General features: G+C 59.2%; 19 protein-coding genes. 6 read left to right on the forward strand and 13 right to left on the reverse strand.

Features of this window, described 5'->3' with window-relative positions:
- Positions 1-2: 2 nt before the first annotated feature.
- From CPA59_RS18490 to CPA59_RS18505, 4 genes are all read right to left on the reverse strand, one after another.
- The gene (locus tag CPA59_RS18490) at positions 3-770 is read right to left on the reverse strand and encodes an FCD domain-containing protein (RefSeq protein WP_038921112.1); all 768 of its coding nucleotides are present in this window, start codon (positions 768-770) and stop codon (positions 3-5) included.
- Between the two features lie 181 nt (positions 771-951).
- Positions 952-1269, reverse strand: coding sequence for a PTS sugar transporter subunit IIB (locus CPA59_RS18495; protein ID WP_038666046.1), 318 nt, complete (start codon positions 1267-1269; stop codon positions 952-954).
- A 9-nt stretch (positions 1270-1278) separates the two neighbouring features.
- Positions 1279-2715, reverse strand: coding sequence for a glycoside hydrolase family 1 protein (locus tag CPA59_RS18500; protein WP_049853834.1), 1437 nt, complete (start codon positions 2713-2715; stop codon positions 1279-1281).
- A 45-nt stretch (positions 2716-2760) separates the two neighbouring features.
- Positions 2761-4101: a PTS sugar transporter subunit IIC gene (locus CPA59_RS18505; RefSeq protein WP_049853833.1), complete on the reverse strand. Its 1341-nt coding sequence runs from the start codon at positions 4099-4101 to the stop codon at positions 2761-2763.
- Between the two features lie 235 nt (positions 4102-4336).
- Between CPA59_RS18505 and CPA59_RS18510 the strand changes: the two genes are divergently transcribed.
- Both CPA59_RS18510 and CPA59_RS18515 read left to right on the forward strand, forming a co-directional pair.
- Positions 4337-4663 carry a PTS lactose/cellobiose transporter subunit IIA gene (locus tag CPA59_RS18510; RefSeq protein WP_038920127.1) on the forward strand — a complete coding sequence of 109 codons (327 nt, stop codon included), beginning with the start codon at positions 4337-4339 and terminating at the stop codon, positions 4661-4663.
- A gap of 127 nt (positions 4664-4790) precedes the next feature.
- Complete coding sequence (locus CPA59_RS18515; RefSeq protein ID WP_038666035.1) at positions 4791-5801, forward strand: LacI family DNA-binding transcriptional regulator; 1011 nt, start codon at positions 4791-4793, stop codon at positions 5799-5801.
- A 15-nt stretch (positions 5802-5816) separates the two neighbouring features.
- Here the strand turns inward: CPA59_RS18515 and lysA are convergent, their stop codons facing one another.
- Positions 5817-7079 carry a diaminopimelate decarboxylase gene (lysA, locus tag CPA59_RS18520; protein WP_100850081.1) on the reverse strand — a complete coding sequence of 421 codons (1263 nt, stop codon included), beginning with the start codon at positions 7077-7079 and terminating at the stop codon, positions 5817-5819.
- Between the two features lie 124 nt (positions 7080-7203).
- On the opposite strand from lysA, the gene CPA59_RS18525 reads away from it, so the two are divergent.
- Positions 7204-8139, forward strand: coding sequence for a LysR family transcriptional regulator (locus CPA59_RS18525; RefSeq protein WP_038920129.1), 936 nt, complete (start codon positions 7204-7206; stop codon positions 8137-8139).
- A 13-nt stretch (positions 8140-8152) separates the two neighbouring features.
- Here CPA59_RS18525 and CPA59_RS18530 read toward each other — a convergent pair whose 3' ends face one another.
- The 5 genes from CPA59_RS18530 to CPA59_RS18550 are packed head-to-tail and all read right to left on the reverse strand — an operon-like array spanning position 8153 to position 12719.
- The gene (locus tag CPA59_RS18530) at positions 8153-9145 is read right to left on the reverse strand and encodes an ABC transporter ATP-binding protein (RefSeq protein ID WP_038920131.1); all 993 of its coding nucleotides are present in this window, start codon (positions 9143-9145) and stop codon (positions 8153-8155) included.
- Between the two features lie 33 nt (positions 9146-9178).
- Complete coding sequence (locus CPA59_RS18535) at positions 9179-9961, reverse strand: ABC transporter permease (protein ID WP_049853831.1); 783 nt, start codon at positions 9959-9961, stop codon at positions 9179-9181.
- A gap of 20 nt (positions 9962-9981) precedes the next feature.
- Positions 9982-10824, reverse strand: coding sequence for an ABC transporter permease subunit (locus tag CPA59_RS18540; RefSeq protein WP_107760338.1), 843 nt, complete (start codon positions 10822-10824; stop codon positions 9982-9984).
- Positions 10821-11645, reverse strand: coding sequence for an alkaline phosphatase family protein (locus CPA59_RS18545; RefSeq protein ID WP_038920133.1), 825 nt, complete (start codon positions 11643-11645; stop codon positions 10821-10823). Before CPA59_RS18545 ends, CPA59_RS18540 begins: the two co-directional genes overlap by 4 nt.
- A 21-nt stretch (positions 11646-11666) precedes the next feature.
- The gene (locus CPA59_RS18550) at positions 11667-12719 is read right to left on the reverse strand and encodes an ABC transporter substrate-binding protein (RefSeq protein WP_038920134.1); all 1053 of its coding nucleotides are present in this window, start codon (positions 12717-12719) and stop codon (positions 11667-11669) included.
- A gap of 267 nt (positions 12720-12986) precedes the next feature.
- Here CPA59_RS18550 and CPA59_RS18555 point away from each other — a divergent pair, with 267 nt between their 5' ends.
- The gene (locus CPA59_RS18555; RefSeq protein ID WP_107760340.1) at positions 12987-13694 is read left to right on the forward strand and encodes a UTRA domain-containing protein; all 708 of its coding nucleotides are present in this window, start codon (positions 12987-12989) and stop codon (positions 13692-13694) included.
- Between the two features lie 37 nt (positions 13695-13731).
- Here CPA59_RS18555 and CPA59_RS18560 read toward each other — a convergent pair whose 3' ends face one another.
- The gene (locus CPA59_RS18560) at positions 13732-14190 is read right to left on the reverse strand and encodes an RES family NAD+ phosphorylase (RefSeq protein ID WP_245167254.1); all 459 of its coding nucleotides are present in this window, start codon (positions 14188-14190) and stop codon (positions 13732-13734) included.
- On the reverse strand, positions 14190-14642 hold the full coding sequence (locus CPA59_RS18565; protein WP_033569168.1) for an antitoxin Xre/MbcA/ParS toxin-binding domain-containing protein: 453 nt from the start codon (positions 14640-14642) through the stop codon (positions 14190-14192). The genes CPA59_RS18560 and CPA59_RS18565 overlap by 1 nt, the downstream gene beginning before the upstream one ends.
- A gap of 145 nt (positions 14643-14787) precedes the next feature.
- On the opposite strand from CPA59_RS18565, the gene dusA reads away from it, so the two are divergent.
- Both dusA and pspG read left to right on the forward strand, forming a co-directional pair.
- On the forward strand, positions 14788-15804 hold the full coding sequence (gene dusA, locus CPA59_RS18570; RefSeq protein WP_107760344.1) for a tRNA dihydrouridine(20/20a) synthase DusA: 1017 nt from the start codon (positions 14788-14790) through the stop codon (positions 15802-15804).
- Between the two features lie 176 nt (positions 15805-15980).
- On the forward strand, positions 15981-16256 hold the full coding sequence (gene pspG / locus CPA59_RS18575; RefSeq protein ID WP_049853828.1) for an envelope stress response protein PspG: 276 nt from the start codon (positions 15981-15983) through the stop codon (positions 16254-16256).
- A 414-nt stretch (positions 16257-16670) separates the two neighbouring features.
- Here the strand turns inward: pspG and CPA59_RS18585 are convergent, their stop codons facing one another.
- Positions 16671-18077, reverse strand: coding sequence for a cytochrome P450 (locus tag CPA59_RS18585; protein ID WP_107760346.1), 1407 nt, complete (start codon positions 18075-18077; stop codon positions 16671-16673).
- Positions 18078-18335: the final 258 nt, after the last annotated feature.

Genomic DNA, 18335 nt, shown 5'->3' on the forward strand with positions numbered 1-18335 from the left:
CGTCAGACCAGTTTTCCCTGAAAGATCGGTACCGAGTCGAACAGGTAGCCGTCAAATTCCGGCGCTTCGGCGTCGGAAATCTCCATCAGCGTGGTTTTGACGTTTTCCAGATGCTGCCACATCGCCTGATAAGAACCGCTGACGTCCCGACGGCGCAGCGCCGCCAGTATCGTCTGGTGGTCCGCCAGCCATTTCAGCCGGTAGCCGTGGTTGCCGACATGGCTGTAAAGCTGCTGCCAGATGGGGCTTTCGTCCCGGCAGGACCAGATATTGCTGACCGTTTCCAGCAACATCTGGTTTTGGGTGGCGCCCGCCACCTGCAGATGAAAGATTTTGTCGAAATCGCTGCGGTAATCGTTGGCGGCGATGGCCGCCTGCTCCTGCTCCAGCGTATGCCGCAGGGTGTCGATGTCATTACGGGTCGCCATGCGGGCGGCAAAGGCGGCGATATTGCTTTCCAGCAACTGACGCGCCTGCAGCATTTCAAACGCGCCGATGCGGTTTTGCGCATTGGGAGACGGCTCTTCCGCCGACGGCACGCGCAGCACGTACACGCCCGACCCCTGGCGGATATCCACCGTGCCTTCCAGCTCCAGCATCAGCAACGCTTCACGCACGATGGTACGGCTGACGCCGTAAGTTTCCGCGATATTCCGCTCCGGCGGAAGACGCGACCCGACCGGGTACTCCCCCTGCTGGATTTTCTCCCTCAGGTCACACCCTATCTCCTGGTATTGCTTTCTTTCTTGTAGAACCACAACCTTCGCCACAATGCCACCCTGAACGGCCGAGAATTGAACACCGCTGCCGCCCCGACGCGGGGCCGGATACCAGGCTGCGCGCCCCTGAATCATCGCCTCGCCGGCACGGCGCGCGCATTCGTCAGGGGCTACAGCCTAAACGCGGACCGGGGTCTGCACCACCGGTCCGCGCTTTACAGCAATCAGGGGCTCAGTTTACCAAACTCAGCGCCTGATCGAGTACCTTTGCGCCGTTCAGGGTGCCGTAGGCCACCGAGTCGATCACCGCAATCGGAATCTGGTACTCGTCGGTCAGTTTCTTGTTTTCCGCCAGCTTGAAGCGCACCTGCGGCCCAAGCAGCACCGCAATGATATCGTCGCCGTAGGTTTGCAGTTCATCCCGCAGGTTCTGTTCGGGAATGGCGTAAATCTGGTATTCCATGCCGCGCGCCGTCGCTTCTTTTTCCATTTTGGTCACCACCAGCGACGTGGACATGCCTGCCGAGCAGGCCAGTACGATCCGTTTCATCTTTCCCCCTTATTTATCTTCATCGTCCAGTTCGAACGCCAGCACGCCGCTGTCCCGCACCTGACGGAACCAGCCTGCCGATTTCTTCGGCCGCCGCTGCCGGTCGTGCTCCAGATCGATTTCAATCAGGCCGTAACGGTTCTTGAACGCGTTCATCGGCGAGACGTTGTCGGTAAACGCCCACAGCATGTAGCCCAGACAGTTGGCCCCGTCTTCGCGCGCCTTCAGCGTCCAGTAAAGGTGCTCGGCGATGAACGCGATGCGGTAATCATCCTGCACCACGCCGCGGCTGTCTTTGAACTGCCCTTCGTTTTCAATCCCCATGCCGTTTTCCGACACGAACCAGGGCACGTTGCCGTAGTCGTCTTTCAGGCGCATCGCCATGTCGTAAATAATGCGGGGGTTGATTTCCCAGCCGCGGGACTTATTCATGCGGCGGCCGGGCAGCTCGAAATGCTCGTAGTAGTAGGCCGGGTGGAACGGTGTGTTGCTGTTCCACGCCCGGCTGGGCGCTTTGACCCGGTGCGGGTAGTAGAGGTTGATCCCCACCTCATCCACGGTATTGGCGCGGATGATCGCCAGCTCTTCCTCGTTGTAATCCCATTTGACCTGATGTTTTTCCAGCAGCGCCAATAGCTCCGCCGGATACTCGCCTTTCAGCGCCGGATCCAGAAATACCCGGTTGTAGAACAGATCATACAGGCGCGCCGCTTCCACATCGTGCGCGGCGCTGGAGCGGGGATAGGTCACTTCCGGATTGAGGATCACCCCGATGCTGCCGCCCTGCCGGTGATAGCCTTTGTCGCGGAACAGCTGCACCACTTTGGCGGTCGCCAGATTCTTGTGGTGGTTCCACTGCATCCAGACGCCGGTGTCCTGCTGGTAGGGATAGCGCGCCGCGTCCAGATAGACGCGGGTCTGCACCACGACAGGCTCGTTGAAGGTGAACCAGCGTTTAACCTTGCCGGCATAGCGGGCGAACACCGCGTCGGCGTACTGTACGAACCACTCCACCACCTGTTTGGACGACCAGCCCTGATATTTCTCGAACAGCACCGCCGGCAGTTCATAGTGCTCCAGACACAGCATCGGTTCGATGCCCTGCCGGTGCATTTCGTCGATCAGGTTGTCGATGTAGGCGGCGTATTCTTCATCCACCACACCGTTCTCGTAGTCCAGCATAAAGCGCGACCAGTTGATGGAGGTGCGGAAATGGGTCAGCCCGGTTTGCTTCATCAGCGCCACATCTTCGCGGTAGCGGTTGTAGAAGTCGGTAGCCACCGCCGGGCCGTAGCCGTTGTGCCACACCTGACGGTCGCGCTTGTACCACAAGTCCAGATAGGAATCCTGCCCGGCTTTCTTACCCGACCATCCCTCGGTCTGCCAGGCGGACGCCGCCGCCCCCAGAATGAAGCCCTCGGGAAGGGTCATTGATACCTTGCTCATGCCTGTCTCCCTTTCATTTTTCGATTCGCTTCGTGTTTCGATTCGCTAGTTTTTCGCTGCACTGACCTGTCCGGCTTCCGCTTCACGCTGCGCCTGCTCGGCGCGACGGGACGCCACTTTGACGAACGGCAGGTAAATCAGGGTGGCGACGATGATGCAGACAATCTGCGTCGCCACCGCGCCCATAGAGCCGGCGGTGGACAGCCAGGCGTTGATGATGGGCGGCGTGGTCCAGGGCACCATCACCACCGCTTTACCGGCAAAGCCCATGCTGGTGGCGAAGTAACCGATGGTGCCGGTCACCAGCGGCGTGATGATGAACGGAATAGCCAGAATCGGGTTGAGCATGATCGGCATGCCGAAGATCACCGGCTCGTTGATGTTGAACACGCACGGCCCGAAAGAGATTTTGGCGATCTCTTTCATCTCCCGGCGTTTGGAGGCGATCATCACCGCCAGCAGCAGACCGATGGTCAGGCCGGACCCGCCGATGCTCATGTACACGTCCCAGAACGGCATGGTGATGATGTTCGGCACCTCATGGCCTTGCTCGAACGCGGTCATGTTCACCGCGATGGCCCCCAGCAGCAGCGGTTCGCGGATCGGCTTGATCATCTGGTTGCCGTGAATACCGATCACCCAGAACAGCTGCGCGACGAACATCAGGATCAACAGCCCCGGCAGGCTCTGCACCACCGACTCCAGCGGCTGCTGCACCACCATATAGATGGCGTCATACAGGTACATGCCGGTCACTTTCTGGAAGGTAAAACCGAAGGTCGCCACCAGCGTCACGGTGATGATCGCCGGGATCAACGCCGAAAACGACGCCGACACATTCGGCGGCACGCTGTCCGGCATCTTGATGCGCAACCGGTCCACCGACTCCAGCTTCGAATAGATTTCGACTGACAGAATGGCGATAAACATGCCGAGGAACAGGCTCTTGGTGTCGGAAAACTGGCGCGCCAGCACGTCTTTCACCGGCAAAGTCTGTCCGTTGATCACCATATCGATGGTGGTGGGAGTGATGGAAATGAAGCAGATCACCGCCAGCAAGCCGGGGAACAGCCCGCGGGAGCCGTTGATGCGCCCCAGCTCGATGCCGATCAGAAACACGGCGCCGATGGTGAGAAAGTTCAGCGTGGCATAGTTAATGCCGCTCATGATCGGCTTGAGCGGCGCCAGAAATGAGAACATGGCGAAACTCGCCAGTCCGTTCCTGGGGTCAAGCACCATATTGGAAATCAGCACGGAGAAAGCGCCCACGATGATCACCGGCATCAGCGTGATGAACGAGGCTTTGATCGCCATGATGTATCTCAGGCTGTTGAACTGGTTGGCGAACGATCCCAATGAATCGATGGCCTGATCCTTGAATGACATAACTCCACCTCTTTGATTTACCTGCATTTTCAGGGGTTGTTGTTATCAGGGGCTATCGCCCCCGTAGTGGCCGTTACGCGCGGAAGAATGGACGGCAGGTTCAGCGCTTTCGCGTTTGGCATGCCAAAAAATAAAACAAATGAATAATTTTTCTGTGACATTGTTCTCACAAGCCAATATTGGAATTCCAATAACATGGAAAACATCAAATTTGGCATACCAAGAGGACAATGCGATGGAATTCGATATGGAACAGACCGTGATGGAGTTACTGATCAACGCCGGAGAAGCCCGTTCCAGCGCCATGATGGCGATTCAGGCCGCCCGCGGGCAGGACTGGGCGCAGGCCGACGCACAGTTGCAGGCCTCGAAGGAAGCGGCGAAAGCGGCCCACCTTATCCAGACCCGGCTGATCGGGCTGGATGAAGGCGAAGGCAAGGTGCCGGTCAATCTGATCATGGTGCACGCGCAGGATCATCTGATGACCGCCATGTTATGCCACGATCTGGCCGAAGAGCTGGTGCTGCTGCGCAAAGAACTGTTTGAGCGCCCGTCTGCCTGACGACGCCGCGCCGGCAGAGAGATATTCTGCGCCTGCCCCACTGACGCTGTGCCAGTGTGCTAGTATGTGACAAAGATTGATAACAACTCTGTGACAGACTTCGGTAAAAACAGGGAAGGTGCAAACCATGATGACCATGCTTGATGTGGCAAGGCATGCCGGCGTATCCAAAGCAACGGTATCACGGGTGCTGAACGGTACGGGTCAGGTGAAGCAAAGCACACGCGATGCCGTGTTCAAAGCGATGGAAGAATTGGGCTATCGCCCCAACTTTCTGGCGCGATCGCTGGCGCAACGTAGCTCAAACAGCCTTGGCCTGGTGGTATCCAATTTCGACGGCCCCTATTTCGGCCGTTTGCTGCGCCGGGCGGCGGAACGCACCGAAACCAGCGGCAAGCACCTGATCGTTACCGACGGCCACGACACGCCGGAAGACGAACAACAGGCGGTGCAACTGCTGACCGATCGCCGCTGCGACGCCATTGTGCTCTATACCCGCCACATGTCCGACGCAGCGCTGATGGCGCTGCTGGAGCAATCCACGGTGCCGATCGTGGTCATCAACCGCCACCTGCCGATGGCGCCTGACCGCTGCGTCTGGTTCGAACAACAGCAGGCGGTGTTTCAGTTGATCGATTATCTGGTGCAGCAAGGGCACCGCGAAATTGCCTGCATCACCGGACCGATCAACACCCCGACCGCACGCGCGCGTCTGGCGGGTTACCGGCAGGCGCTGGACCATCATCACATCCCCTATGACCCGTTGCGGGTCATCAACGGCGACAATCTGGTGCCCGGCGGTTATCAGGCGGTGCGCGAACTGCTGGCGCATGACGCCGGTTTTTCCGCTATCTTCGCCAGCAACGACGATATGTGCATCGGCGCGATGAAAGCGCTGCTCGAAGCCGGTAAACGGTTGCCGCAAGACGTGTCGCTATTTGGTTTTGACGATATCCCCAGCGCCCCTTACCTGAACCCGGCGCTGTCCACGGTGTATTTACCGATTGAAGAGATGATCAGCGCCGCTATTTCCCAGGCGCTGAAATTGTGCGAGGGCGAATCGGTCAAACCGATCGCCCCGTTTACCGGCGAGTTGAAACTGCGCGCTTCAGTAGCGAAGGGGCCGCACGCGCGCTGAATCAGCGCAGCGCGGTTACACCCGCTCCAGCGCCAGCAGCTCGTCCAGCGTCTGGCGACGGCGGATCAACCGCGGCTGACCCTGCTCAAACAGCACTTCGGCAATCAGCGGGCGGCTGTTGTAGTTGGAAGACATCGACGCGCCGTAAGCCCCGGTGTCATGGAACACCAGATAATCGCCCACCTGCGCCGGCGGCAGCGCCAGCGTTTCCACCCCGCCGCCCGCCTGCTGGGTAAACACATCGCCGGATTCGCACAGCGGGCCGGCCACCACGGTGTCGCGCAGCGCGGACTGACTCAGGTCGCGCCCGTCGCCCGGCAGCAGGGTGATGTGATGATAACTGCCGTACATCGCCGGGCGCATCAGGTCGCTGAACCCGGCGTCCACCAGCACAAAGTGACGGCTGCCCATGTCTTTTACCGCGCGCACCTGCGCCACCAGCACGCCGGATTCCGCCACCAGAAACCGTCCCGGTTCGATTTCCAACGTGACCGGATGCTCCAGATGAGCGGCGATCTGCTCCCGCGCCCGATTCCACAGCCCATAATAGTGTTGAGTATCAATGCGCTCGCCGCCATGACGATAGGGAATCGACAACCCGCCGCCGGCGGAAATGGCGTCCAGATCCTGCCCGACCGCCAGCACCTGTTGCACCATCGCGTCGCACACCTGCTCCAGATGCCCGTAATCAACGCCGGAGCCGATATGCATGTGGATGCCCACCAGCTTCAGACGGTAACGGCCCAGCGCCTCCAGCGCCTGCGGCAAATCGGCATACCAGATACCGTGTTTGCTGTTTTCGCCGCCGGTGTTGGTCTTCTGACTGTGGCCGTGACCGAATCCCGGATTAATACGCAGCCACACCGGGTGACCCGGCGAGCGCTCGCCCAATTGATGCAGCATGTCGATAGAACCGGCGTTCACCGGAATGTTCAGCTCGTGCACCCGTTGCAGCGTCGCTTCATCCAGCACATCGGCGGTAAACACGATCTCATGCGCGTCGGTGCCCGGCTCGAACCCAGCCGCCAGCGCGCGTTCGATTTCGCCCAGCGACACGGAATCCACCTTCACGCCCTGCTGGCGCATCAGCTTCAGAATATGGAGGTTGGAGCAGGCTTTCTGCGCAAAGCGAATCGTGTCGAACTGGCGCAGCTGACCGATGCGCTCAATGATGGTCTCGGCGTCGTAGGCCCACAGCGGGCAGCCAAAGCGTTCCGGCAGCGCACGCAGGTTCTGGGCGTTCAGCGCGTGAGAAAAGTCATTCAGGTCATGTGGCATGGATATCGTACCGTGGCGTTATCAGATGCCGAAATTGTGCTGGCCTACAACCTATAATACAAATATCCTTTTTCGCAGACTCTATTCATTTCTGATATGGGAAACCCGAACAAAAGAGGGACAGATGGCTGATATTTCCCTGCGCCACATCGAGATCTTCCACGCGGTCATGACCACCGGCAACCTGACGGAAGCCGCTGCGCTGCTCAATACCTCGCAGCCGACGGTCAGCCGCGAGCTGGCGCGCTTCGAACATCTGGTGCAGATGCCGCTGTTTGAGCGCCTGCGCGGGCGGTTGCACCCTACCGCCCAAGCGTTGCAGCTGTTCGACGAAGTGCAGCACTCCTATTACGGGCTGGATCGCATCATCAACGCCGCGCGCGATATCCGGCAGTTCCGGCAGGCGCCGTTATCGGTGGCCTGTCTGCCGGTGTTCTCCCAGTCGTTGCTGCCCGAGGTATGTCAGCCGCTGCTGGCGCGCTATCCGGCGCTCAACCTGCACGTCATCCCGCAGGAATCGCCGTTGCTGGAAGAGTGGCTGTCGGCGCAGCGCCACGATCTGGGGCTGACGGAAAACCTGAATACGCCTGCCGGAACGGAACGACAGACGCTGATGGAGCTGAATGAAGTTTGCGTGTTGCCCATCGGCCACCCGCTGGCGCGCAAAGCGGTGCTGACGCCGGAGGATTTCCGCGACCAGCCGTTCGTCAGCCTGTCCAGTACCGACAGTTACCGGCAGTTGCTGGACCAGCAGTTTGAGCAGGCGAACGTGACGCGGCGGCTGGTGCTGGACACCCACAGCGCCGCCTCGGTGTGCGCGATGGTGCGCGCCGGGGTCGGGTTGTCGATCGTCAATCCGCTGACGGCGGTGGATTACGCCAGCAGCGGCGCGGTGGCGGTGCGCCGTTTCAGCATCGAGGTGCCGTTTACCGTCAGCCTGATTCGCCCGCTGCACCGCCCGGCCTCATCACTGGTGGAGCAATTCACCGAACAGCTGATCGCCTTCGCCGAAGGCTTTCCCGCCCGGTTGCAGCACTGGCTGGCGCACGACCCGGTTTAAAGCAAATCCCCCTTTACGCCACCTCACGCAGCGCGCTGAGATCGATCTGCACCCCGACCCGGCTGCCGGCCGGGTGTAAATCGGCCACCGAGCGGTTGAGCACATCTACCGACAGCTCCACCTCGCTGATGCGCACCCGATAGCGCACCACGTTGCCCAGCAGGCTGTGACCGACGATCTCTCCGGCCAGCCCTTGTTCCGGCGCGCACAGCAGCACCGACTCCGGGCGCAGCGCCACCTGGCTGGAAAAACGTCCGCCGGTCAGGCGCATCGCCTGTTCGGCGCTTAGCAGGTTATAGCTGCCGATAAACCCGGCGGCGAACAGGCTGGCCGGCTGGGTGTAGAGCGATTCGGCGTCGCCGTTCTGCACGATTTCGCCCTTGTTCATCAGCACGATACGGTCGGATAACGTCAGCGCCTCTTCCTGATCGTGGGTGACGAAAATGGCGGTCAGGTTCAGCTCCTGCTGGATACGGCGGATCTGCTCGCGCAGATGGCGACGAATACGCGCATCCAGCGCCGACAACGGTTCGTCCAGCAGCAGCAGACGCGGGCGGGTCACCAGCGAGCGCGCCAGCGCCACGCGCTGACACTGGCCACCGGACAACTGATGCGGATAGCGGCGGGCGTAGTCGCCCAATTCCACCAGGGCGAGCACTTCCGCCACCCGCGCACGAATCTCGCCGGCGGGCAGTTTCTGCATCTTCAGGCCAAAAGCCACATTGCCTTCGACGGTCATATTGGGAAACAGCGCGTAGTTCTGGAACACCATGCCGATATCGCGCTTTTGCGGCGACAGCGGCACGATGTCGCGCCCCTGCAGCAGAATCTGGCCGCTGTCCACCGACGTCAGCCCGGCCAGACAGCGCAACAGCGTCGACTTGCCGCAGCCGCTCGGCCCCAGCAGGGTGACGAACTCGCCTTCATCGGCCGAAAATTGGATATCCTGAAACACTCTGGTCGGCCCGTAGTGTTTATTCAGATTGATGACGTCAAGGTAGGCCATGTTCAGCGTGTCCCTTTTTACTCATTGCTTGATTCATTGATTGCGGTTAAGCGCATTCGCCAGCCAGGTCACCAGCAGCACCACCAGAAAATAGGAGATCACCAGCGCGCTGGTGAAATGCCCGCTGTCGTTGCGTTTGTTGTAGAGGTACACCTGCAGGGTTTCGTAGTTGGTGCCCGCCAGCAGATTGGCGAACACGAACTCGCCGATCAGGAACGAAAACGACAGCAGGACGGCAATCATCACCCCTTTACGCAGGTTGGGCAGCACCACCCACAGCGCCGCCTGCCAGGTGCTGGCGCCGAGCAGGTGCGCCGCGTCCAGCAATTCCTGCAAATTGATGGCCTGCATGTTGTTGGCGATGGCGCGATAAATAAACGGCAGCGCGATGGTGAAATAGCAGCCGATCAGAATCCAGGGGGTGCCGGTCAGCGCCAGCGGCTCGGCGGAGTAAAGCTGCAACAGCCCAACCGACGACACCACCGGCGGCACCGCGAACGGCAGCAAAATCAGCACGTTCATCACCCCGTCCAGCTTCGGAAACGCCCAGGCGATCACGAACATCGCCGGCAACACCAACAGCAACGAAAACAGCAATGCGCCGAAACAGATCAGCAGCGAGTGACCCAACGCCACCAGAAAACGGCCGTCGCTCCACAGTTCGGTAAACCATTTCAGGGTCAATCCCTGCGGCAGAATGGTCGCGCCCCACTCAGTGGCGAGCGCGTAAACCAGCGTGGAGAGCAGCGGCAACATCAGAATCAGTAATATCAGCCAGACCACCAGCAGGTGATAACGGCGTTCAGCGTGGGACATCGCGACCTCCGACGACAGAATTAGCGGGCAGCATGGAGGTAACTCCGGCGTAGCAGCCATTGGTGGGCGATGGTAATCAGCGCCATCAGCAGCACCAGCAGCATGGACAGCGCGCTGCCCAGATTCGGGTCCAGCGAGATATCGCCGGAGACCAGCGCCGCGATGCGGATCGGCACCACGTTGAAATTGCCGGTGGTGAGCGCGTAAATCGTGGCGTACGCCCCCAGCGCATTCGCCAGCAGAATGACGAAGGTGCCGAGCAACGCCGGCGTCAGCACCGGAATGCCGATGTGCAGCCAGTAACGCCAGCGGCTGGCGCCCAGCAGCGCCGCCGACTCCTGCCATTCGCTGCGCAGCCCGTCGAAGGCCGGATAGAGCAGCAGGATGCCGAGCGGAATCTGGAAATAGGTATAAATCAGGATCAGCCCGTCGCGGGAATAGAGATTAAAGCCGTCGATCAGTCCGTTTTGCTTGAGCAACAGGGTGATAAAACCGTTCAGCCCCAGCATGATCACGAAGGCGAACGCCAGCGGCACGCCGGCAAAGTTGCTGGTCATATTGGCGAACGACATCACCAAGCGCCTGATTCGCCCTTCCCCCAGCTGTTGCAGCGAATAGCCGCCGACCAGCGCGATGAACAGGCCGTACAGGCTCGACCAGAACGAGATATCCAGCGAAAAGCGCATCGCCTGCAAATAGAACGGCGACGTCAGCAGGTCACGGTAGTTCGCCAGCCCCCAGGCGCTTTCCATGTCGCTGTAAAAACTGTTGATCGCCATCCACACCAACGGGGCTATCTGAAACGCGATAAACACCGCAAAAAACGGCAGCAGAACCAGCGCCGCCAGCCATCGACTCCTCACGCTCGCCCCTCCGCGGTGCCTTTTATCAGTAAATTGCGGCTCACAGGCTTGTCATGCGCCACGCCAAGCAGCTGGCACACCGTACCGCACAGCTCGGTTTGTTGCGGCGCGGCATCCGGTTGCAGCGAGAAACCGTCGCCGAACACATACAGCGGTACCTGACGCTCTTCCGGCAAAATACCGCCGTGACTGCGGTCGTCATTCATGCCGTGATCGGCGGTCACCAGTACCTGATACCCCTCCTCCAGCCAGCGCGGCATCCAGTGCGACAGGTAGCCGTCCGCCATGCGCGCCTTGTTGCGGTACTGCGGGGTCGACAGGCCGTAGCGGTGCCCGGCGTCATCGATGTTCATCGGGTGAATCAGCAGAAAGTCCGGCTGGTAACGCAGGCGCAGACTTTCCGCGTCTTCAAACAGATGGGAGTCGGGATAGCTGTCGTCATGGTAGAAGTGGCCGTACTGGATCGGCAGCGACGGCTCGACGGTATGACGATCGCGCGCCGCGTCAAACGGCGTGCGATTGTACAGCTCGCTGACCCAGTGATACGCCGCCGCCGCGGTAGTCAGGCCGGCGTCGCGGGCGTAATGGAAAATGCCGCGCTCGCGGCTCAGCCGGTCGACGCCGTTGTGGATAATGCCGCTCTGCACCGGCGTCACGCCGGTGAGAATGCACTCATACAACGGGCGCGACAGCGACGGCAGCTCGCACTCCAGTTGGTAGAGGCAACCGCGCCCGGCGGCGCACTCCGCCTGCAGGTAGCCCATTGCCTCGCGTCCGACCTGAAAGCTCAGCCCGTCCAGTATCACCAGAATCGTTTTCATCCCGTGCTCCCGCCTGCGCCGTTACTGCTTCATGTTGATGATGACGTTTTCCTGCCACAGACGCGGCAGCGCTTTCACCGTCTTGTCCCAGGCTTCGGCGTCGGCGATCGGATGCGCGTTTTTATACTGTTCCTGCGGCAGCAGCTTGGCTTTCACGTCATCCGGCAGGGTAATGTGCTGGGCGCGGATCGGGCGAGCGTAGCCGCGCGCCAGGTTGATCTGACCGGCGTCGGAGAAGATGTACTCGCGCGCCAGTTTGGCGGCGTTCGGGTGTTTGGCGTATTTGTTGATGATGGTGGTGTAGCCGGAGATCACCGAACCGTCAGACGGGATCAATACCTCGAAGCGATCCTTGTTGATCTTGTCGCGGTAGTTCAAGCCGTTGAAGTCCCACACCACGCCCACCTGCACTTCGCCTTTCTCGATATTGGCGATAGCCGGGTTGGTCAGACCGAGGCGGCCTTCTTTCGCCAGTTTGGCGAAGAAATCCAGCGCCGGTTTCAGGTTCTTCTCGTTGCCGCCCAGCGCGAAACTGGCCGCCAGCACGCCGCTGGAGGCCTGGGACGCGGTGCCGACGTCGCCGATGGTCACCACGTATTTGCCTTTTTGCAGATCCGCCCAGCTATGCGGAATGTCTTTTACCTGCTGTTTATCGATGATAAACGCAATGGTGCCGGTATAGGCCATCGCCCAGTGGCCGTCTTTGTCTTTCGCCCAGTCCGGCACCTGTTCCCAGGTAGTCGGCTTGTACGGCTGGCTCACGCCTTTCTGCACCGCTACCGGGCCGAAGGCCACGCCCACGTCGCCGATATCCGCGCTGGCGTTCTCTTTCTCGGCGGCGAACTTGGCGATCTCCTGCGCGGAAGACATGTCGGTATCGCTGTGTTTCAGGCCATATTTGGCGCTCAAATCGTCCCAGGTATCTTTCCAGTTGGCCCAGCTGTCCGGCATGCCGACGCTGTTAACTTCGCCCTCGGCGCGGGCGGCTTTTTCCAGCGCCGCCAGATCCTGCGCCATGACCGCGGTCGAAAACAACGCGCTGCTGATTAATACAGAAGACAACAATTTTTTCATCATTATGCTCCATAGGAAGGGGAGTGATACGCTGTTGGTCTGATACTCTGCTGGTCTAGTCCAGCAATAAGTACGCCAATTCAGCACACGGCGATGAAGTTTTCATGTCGGCAGCATGACGAAAAGGTTTCAGCGCCGGTCTGCAAGCGCCTGCTGGCGGCCTCTAACGCCCGTCGGCTTGGGATTTGCATCATCCCGACAGACATGCAACCTGATAGTCAACAATCCCTGCTATGGTGCAGGCTGCACAACATCAAGGCTCTAACGATGATGAAAATACAACCAACCGCCGTCGCCCAGATTGCCGATGCGCTGCACGAACGGATTCGCCGGGGCGAGTTCGCCCACGGGCGGCTGCCGTCCGAACGGGCGCTCAGCGAGCAGTTTTCCACTACCCGCATTACCCTGCGCGAAGCGCTCACCCTGCTGGAGTCGCAGGGCATCATCTATCGTGAACTGCGGCGCGGTTGGTTCATCTCACCGCCGCGGCTTAGCTATAATCCGCTGCACAGAAGTCACTTTCATGAAATGGCGGAAAAACAGGGGCGTAAAGCCGCCACCGAGGTGCTGGATGCCGGCGTCATCACGGCGAATGCGGCGATCGCCCGTCATCTGGAGCTGGAGGAAGGCGCGGATATCTACCGTATCCGCCGTTTGCGGCGCCTCGACGGGCGCGCGGTGCTGTACGTGGAACACTACCTGAACCCGGCCTGGTTCCCGGATCTGCTGAAGAGCGACCTGACGCGCTCGCTCACCCAGCTTTACCAGTCGCAATACGACATTCGTTACGGCCGGGTGCGTTTCACCATGCTGCCGACGCCGCTGCCGCCGGTGGCCGCCCCGGCGTTAAAACTCGCGCCCGGCAGCCCGGCGCTGTTCATCACCCGCATCAACCGCGATCAGCACGACCGCATCATCGACTGCGACTACGAATACTGGCGCTATGACGCGCTGTATATTGATGTGGAAGCGTGACCCGTAGGCCACGCAGGGGACAGGAAGACCGCCGGAACTACAACAGGCGGGAATCGAAATAGAACGGCACCACCTGCAGCGTGGATAACACCTGCTGCGCCTCTGGGTGTTCAGGGTTGAACAGCGCGTTCCATTCGCCGGTCAGCGTGCTCGGCACTTTCAGCACCAGACTGACGCGCGACGCCAGCCACTCATCGCCGATCTGCCGGGTGGCGTCCGGCGGCGGATCCTGTTGCCAGTCAGCGGGCAAGGCATCCCGGCTTAATTCCATCACCAGCGTATCGGGCACCTCCACCGATAGCAGCGAAAACGCCGGCAGCATGGTCACTTCCCTCAGATGCACCAGCGTCTCCAGCAGGCACAGCGCGATGGTGCCGCCCAGATAGACGCAGGGAACGCCCTTGCTGTTCCAGCGCCCGCCGTACAGTTTCGCGCCCGCGCCATCAAACGCCTGTGACACATATGTCTGCTTTACCAGGCGGTAAAACGTCGCCATCAGCTGATGACGCCGTGGCCGATGCGACCAATCAGATCCAGCACCGCTTCCGTGCCGGCCGGGGTTTTCAACATGGCGGCCGGCGGTTGCCCACCCAGCGCCTTAGCCGGCTGATTCAGCCAGTCAACGGCTTTGACGTAATCATGATCGAACAGCCGGGCGGCGGCATCCAGCACCCGGACGCTGGCGTAAATTCTGGCGCCCTGCTCCACCGACCAGGTTTTCTCCGGATGTTTCAACCGGCGGTGGTAGGTGCTGCGATCGACGCCGACCAGCCGCAGCAAATAACCTTCATCCAGCTGCGCCTTATTGGCGGCTTCGCGGATGATGCTGACCGGTAAGCCTTCGCTGATCTGTTCATGCGCCCGCACCAGCGAAGAAGAGAGGGACAGAGCGGCTAAGATCCCCTCGTGCTCAAGTACACGGACGGTCGGCGTAAACAGCGCTGTCATAATTCCCTCCTGATTCGTTGCAGTTGCAACATCAGTTTATTGCAATTGCACGGGAAACGCAAAATCCGCCGCCGACCTCCCAAAGACCGGCAAATCACGCTACTATAACGCCCCTTTATTTTCAGCCAGACAGTGAGTTCGTATCGTGACAAGTCCAGCCCCAACCGCTTTCGCCACCGACCAGCCCCAGACCTTCTGGCACGGCCGCTTTAGCGTGGCCCCGATGCTGGACTGGACTGACCGTCATTGCCGCTACTTCCACCGGCTGCTGAGTCACAACGCGCTGTTGTACACCGAGATGGTGACCACCGGGGCGATTTTGCACGGCAAGGGCGACTATCTGGCCTACAGCGAGGAAGAGCATCCGCTGGCGTTGCAGCTCGGCGGCAGCGACCCGGCGGCGCTGGCGCAATGCGCGGTGCTGGCGGAACAGCGCGGCTATGACGAAATCAACCTCAACGTCGGCTGCCCGTCAGACCGCGTGCAAAACGGCCGTTTCGGCGCCTGCCTGATGGCGGAAGCGCAACTGGTGGCGGACTGCGTGAAAGCGATGCGCGAACGCGTCGACATTCCGGTGACGGTCAAAACCCGCATCGGCATCGACGATCAGGACAGCTACGAATTTCTGTGCGATTTCATCCGTACCGTTTCCGAGCAGGGCGGCTGCGATACCTTCATCGTACACGCCCGCAAAGCCTGGCTGTCCGGCCTTAGCCCGAAAGAAAACCGCGAGATCCCGCCGCTGGATTACCCGCGCGTCTACCAGCTCAAGCGCGATTTCCCGTCGCTGACGCTGGCGATTAACGGCGGCGTCAAAACGCTGGCCGAGGCGCAGCAGCACCTGCAACACGTGGATGGCGTGATGGTGGGCCGCGAAGCCTATCAAAACCCCGGTATGCTGGCGCAGGTCGACAGTGAACTGTTTGGCGCAGGCTCGATTGCGCCGGATCAGGCCGACGTGGTGCGGGCGATGTACCCGTATATCGAGCGCGAACTCTCCGGCGGCGCATCGTTAGGCCACATTACCCGCCATATGCTCGGGCTGTTTCAGGGCGTGCCCGGCGCGCGCCAGTGGCGGCGTTACCTGAGTGAAAATGCCCATAAGCCCGGTGCGGATGCCGCCGTGGTGGAACGCGCGCTGGCGCTGGTTAACATCGCCTGAAAAAAACCAACTATTAGTATTTTTGACCAACCTTCTATCCCCCACCTTTCTGCCTGTCGCTGATAAATCAATAACTTATCAGCGACGCATTCTGGCACGGTTCTTGTAATACCGCTCTTGTCATGAACGATGTTTTCCCCTGCGCAAGACGCGGTTTAACGGCTAAGGAGCACACCATGTTGGAAATTTTCTTCGTTATCGGCTTTTTTATCATGCTGCTGGTCACCGGCGTGTCGCTGCTGGGGGTAATGGCGGCGCTGGTTGTCGCCTCTCTGGTTATGCTGATTGGCGGGCTGTTCGCCGTGGCGATAAAAGTACTGCCGTGGCTGCTGTTGGCGGTCGTCGTAGTATGGCTGTGGCGGCGGTTTCAGGATCGACCGGTATCCACTGTGCACCGCTACGCGTACCGTAAAAAATATACCTTTCGTCATCGCCGGGGCGGTGAGTGGTAATACCTGAAAAGTAACAAAATCTGCATGACGGATGGAAATGACGGGCTATACCGCGCCTGATGCAAAATTGTGCGCCAGCAGATATTTTTTCCTTATCGCGGCTGCTAGGATGTCGCTCACTATCTGGCTCGCCCTTTTCATTAAGGTGCGAGCTGACCCTTTAATTCATCATCGTCAGGAAATAATAGCCGCCCAGCGGTACCTTCGTGACGAGCACCACACTGTACCCTACATGCAGTGGATGAAATTAGCGTAATGGCAACAGCCGTCCTGTGGAATAATGCCGACTCGTCGAGGGTCGGTATTATTACCCGGTTCTATCGCACGCAGCGCAGAAAAATCCCCCATGTCATGACTTTTTCACCACCCGCAGAGCCATCAAAAACACAGCCCATATTGCAATAAGCTGCAATATCAAACCTCATGTTGGGCGGTATCGGGTTGAGGTCGCTTATGTAACCTCACGCGAAAACCGGTCGGGGTCATGGTGAAGGCAAAACTCTCCATCACGTCCGACGCGGGTTGTTGCGCTTCAACACGAAATCCGCTGCACAGCGCATGAAATCCCTGTTTGATTTCAATTAACGCCAGCGATCGTCCGGGGCACATGCGCGGCCCCCCGCCAAATGGCTGCAGATCGGAAAAAGACGCCTGTCCGCGCTCAAGCCACCGCTCAGGCATGAAATCACCGGGCTGATGGAATAAAGCCTCTTCAAATCCGCTCGCGTTCAGCATCAGTAAAAGGGGCGTTCCCTTTTTGATAAGGAAATCAGCAATGACGGTATCTTTGATCGGCTCCAGGTAAAGCAGCGGCGCCACCGGTTTAAGCCGCATCGACTCATACATCACGGCGGTGAGCAACGGCATGCGAGGCAAAGGCCACGGAAGTCCCGTCCCCACCTCCTCAGTCGCCTGATGGCACTCTCTAACGACCTGCGCTTCCACCGAAGGTGAAGAGCAAAGCAGAAAACTCATCCAGGCAAGCGTATTCGCGGTCGTATCCTCTCCCGCCAGCAGTAGCGTAAACGCATTAGCCAGAATGTCCGCGTCCGTCATCGTCCCGTCTTTCTGCTGTTCTGCGATCATGATTTGCAGCATATTTTCAGGGGTATCCATGAGCTGGGGAGACTGCTCGATTCGCTCCCGCTGACGACAAATAAATTCGTTAAGCTGGCCGTGAATCAGCTTCAGGCTGGCATCAAACTGCTTATCCCGCGCCATCTTGATATAGCGCCATAACGGAATGGGAGAACCACAGCGTTCATTAATCACCGGGAACAGGCGACGTAAACTTTCCGATAGCGGATTCTCGCCCTGCTCAAGGATATTGATATCCTCGCCAAAGGCTAATAACGACGTGATATCCACCGTATAGCGCTTAAATTCATCCACCAGAGAAACCACTTCCCCGGTTTCAGCCAATTTGGCGAAACGTTCTGATAAACGCACGGTGACTTTCCTGAGACTGGGGTAGAAATGTTTCAGATGCGCAGGCTGAAACATCGGTTCCGTCAGTTTCCGCTGATGCATCCATCGTGCGCCTTCCGCGGAGAAAACGCCATTCAACCCGGCTTCCTGAAAAACGGATTCAATACTGCTTCTACGCCGAAAATCGTCAGGGCGGGCTTTCATTATGGTACGAATCCATTCTGAATCGGCGATCACCATCGCCGGCGTGAATCCCAGTCTTAGCCGGTAAAAAAGGCCATAGCGCTCTTTCCAGTGCAGCATCTGCAAATGGATGTCAGGTCGTTTTAAATACTCAACATGTCCGAGAATGCTTCTGGCCGGAGGCGCCGGCAGTTGCCTGATTGATCTCATACTCAATGTCCTTCCTGCTCAGGTGATAAGTGACCTGCGAAAAAGCGACTATCGTGATCCCGAAGAGATAAGGAGAGAAGGAATGGCAAATAACGACGCTAAAACGAGATATGAGACGCTAAAAAGACAGCACGCAAAAGACTACGGAACAGTGCGTTCGCCCGGTTTACCGGGGCATGGTTGACGTTATAAAGAATCCGCAATGGGTCACATCGTACCGGCCGACAGGTTAAAAAATAAACATTCCTCTGTGGCTTT

Origin of the sequence: Dickeya sp. Secpp 1600, assembly GCF_003049805.1 — a bacterium.
Taxonomy (GTDB): Bacteria; Pseudomonadota; Gammaproteobacteria; order Enterobacterales; family Enterobacteriaceae; genus Dickeya; species Dickeya fangzhongdai.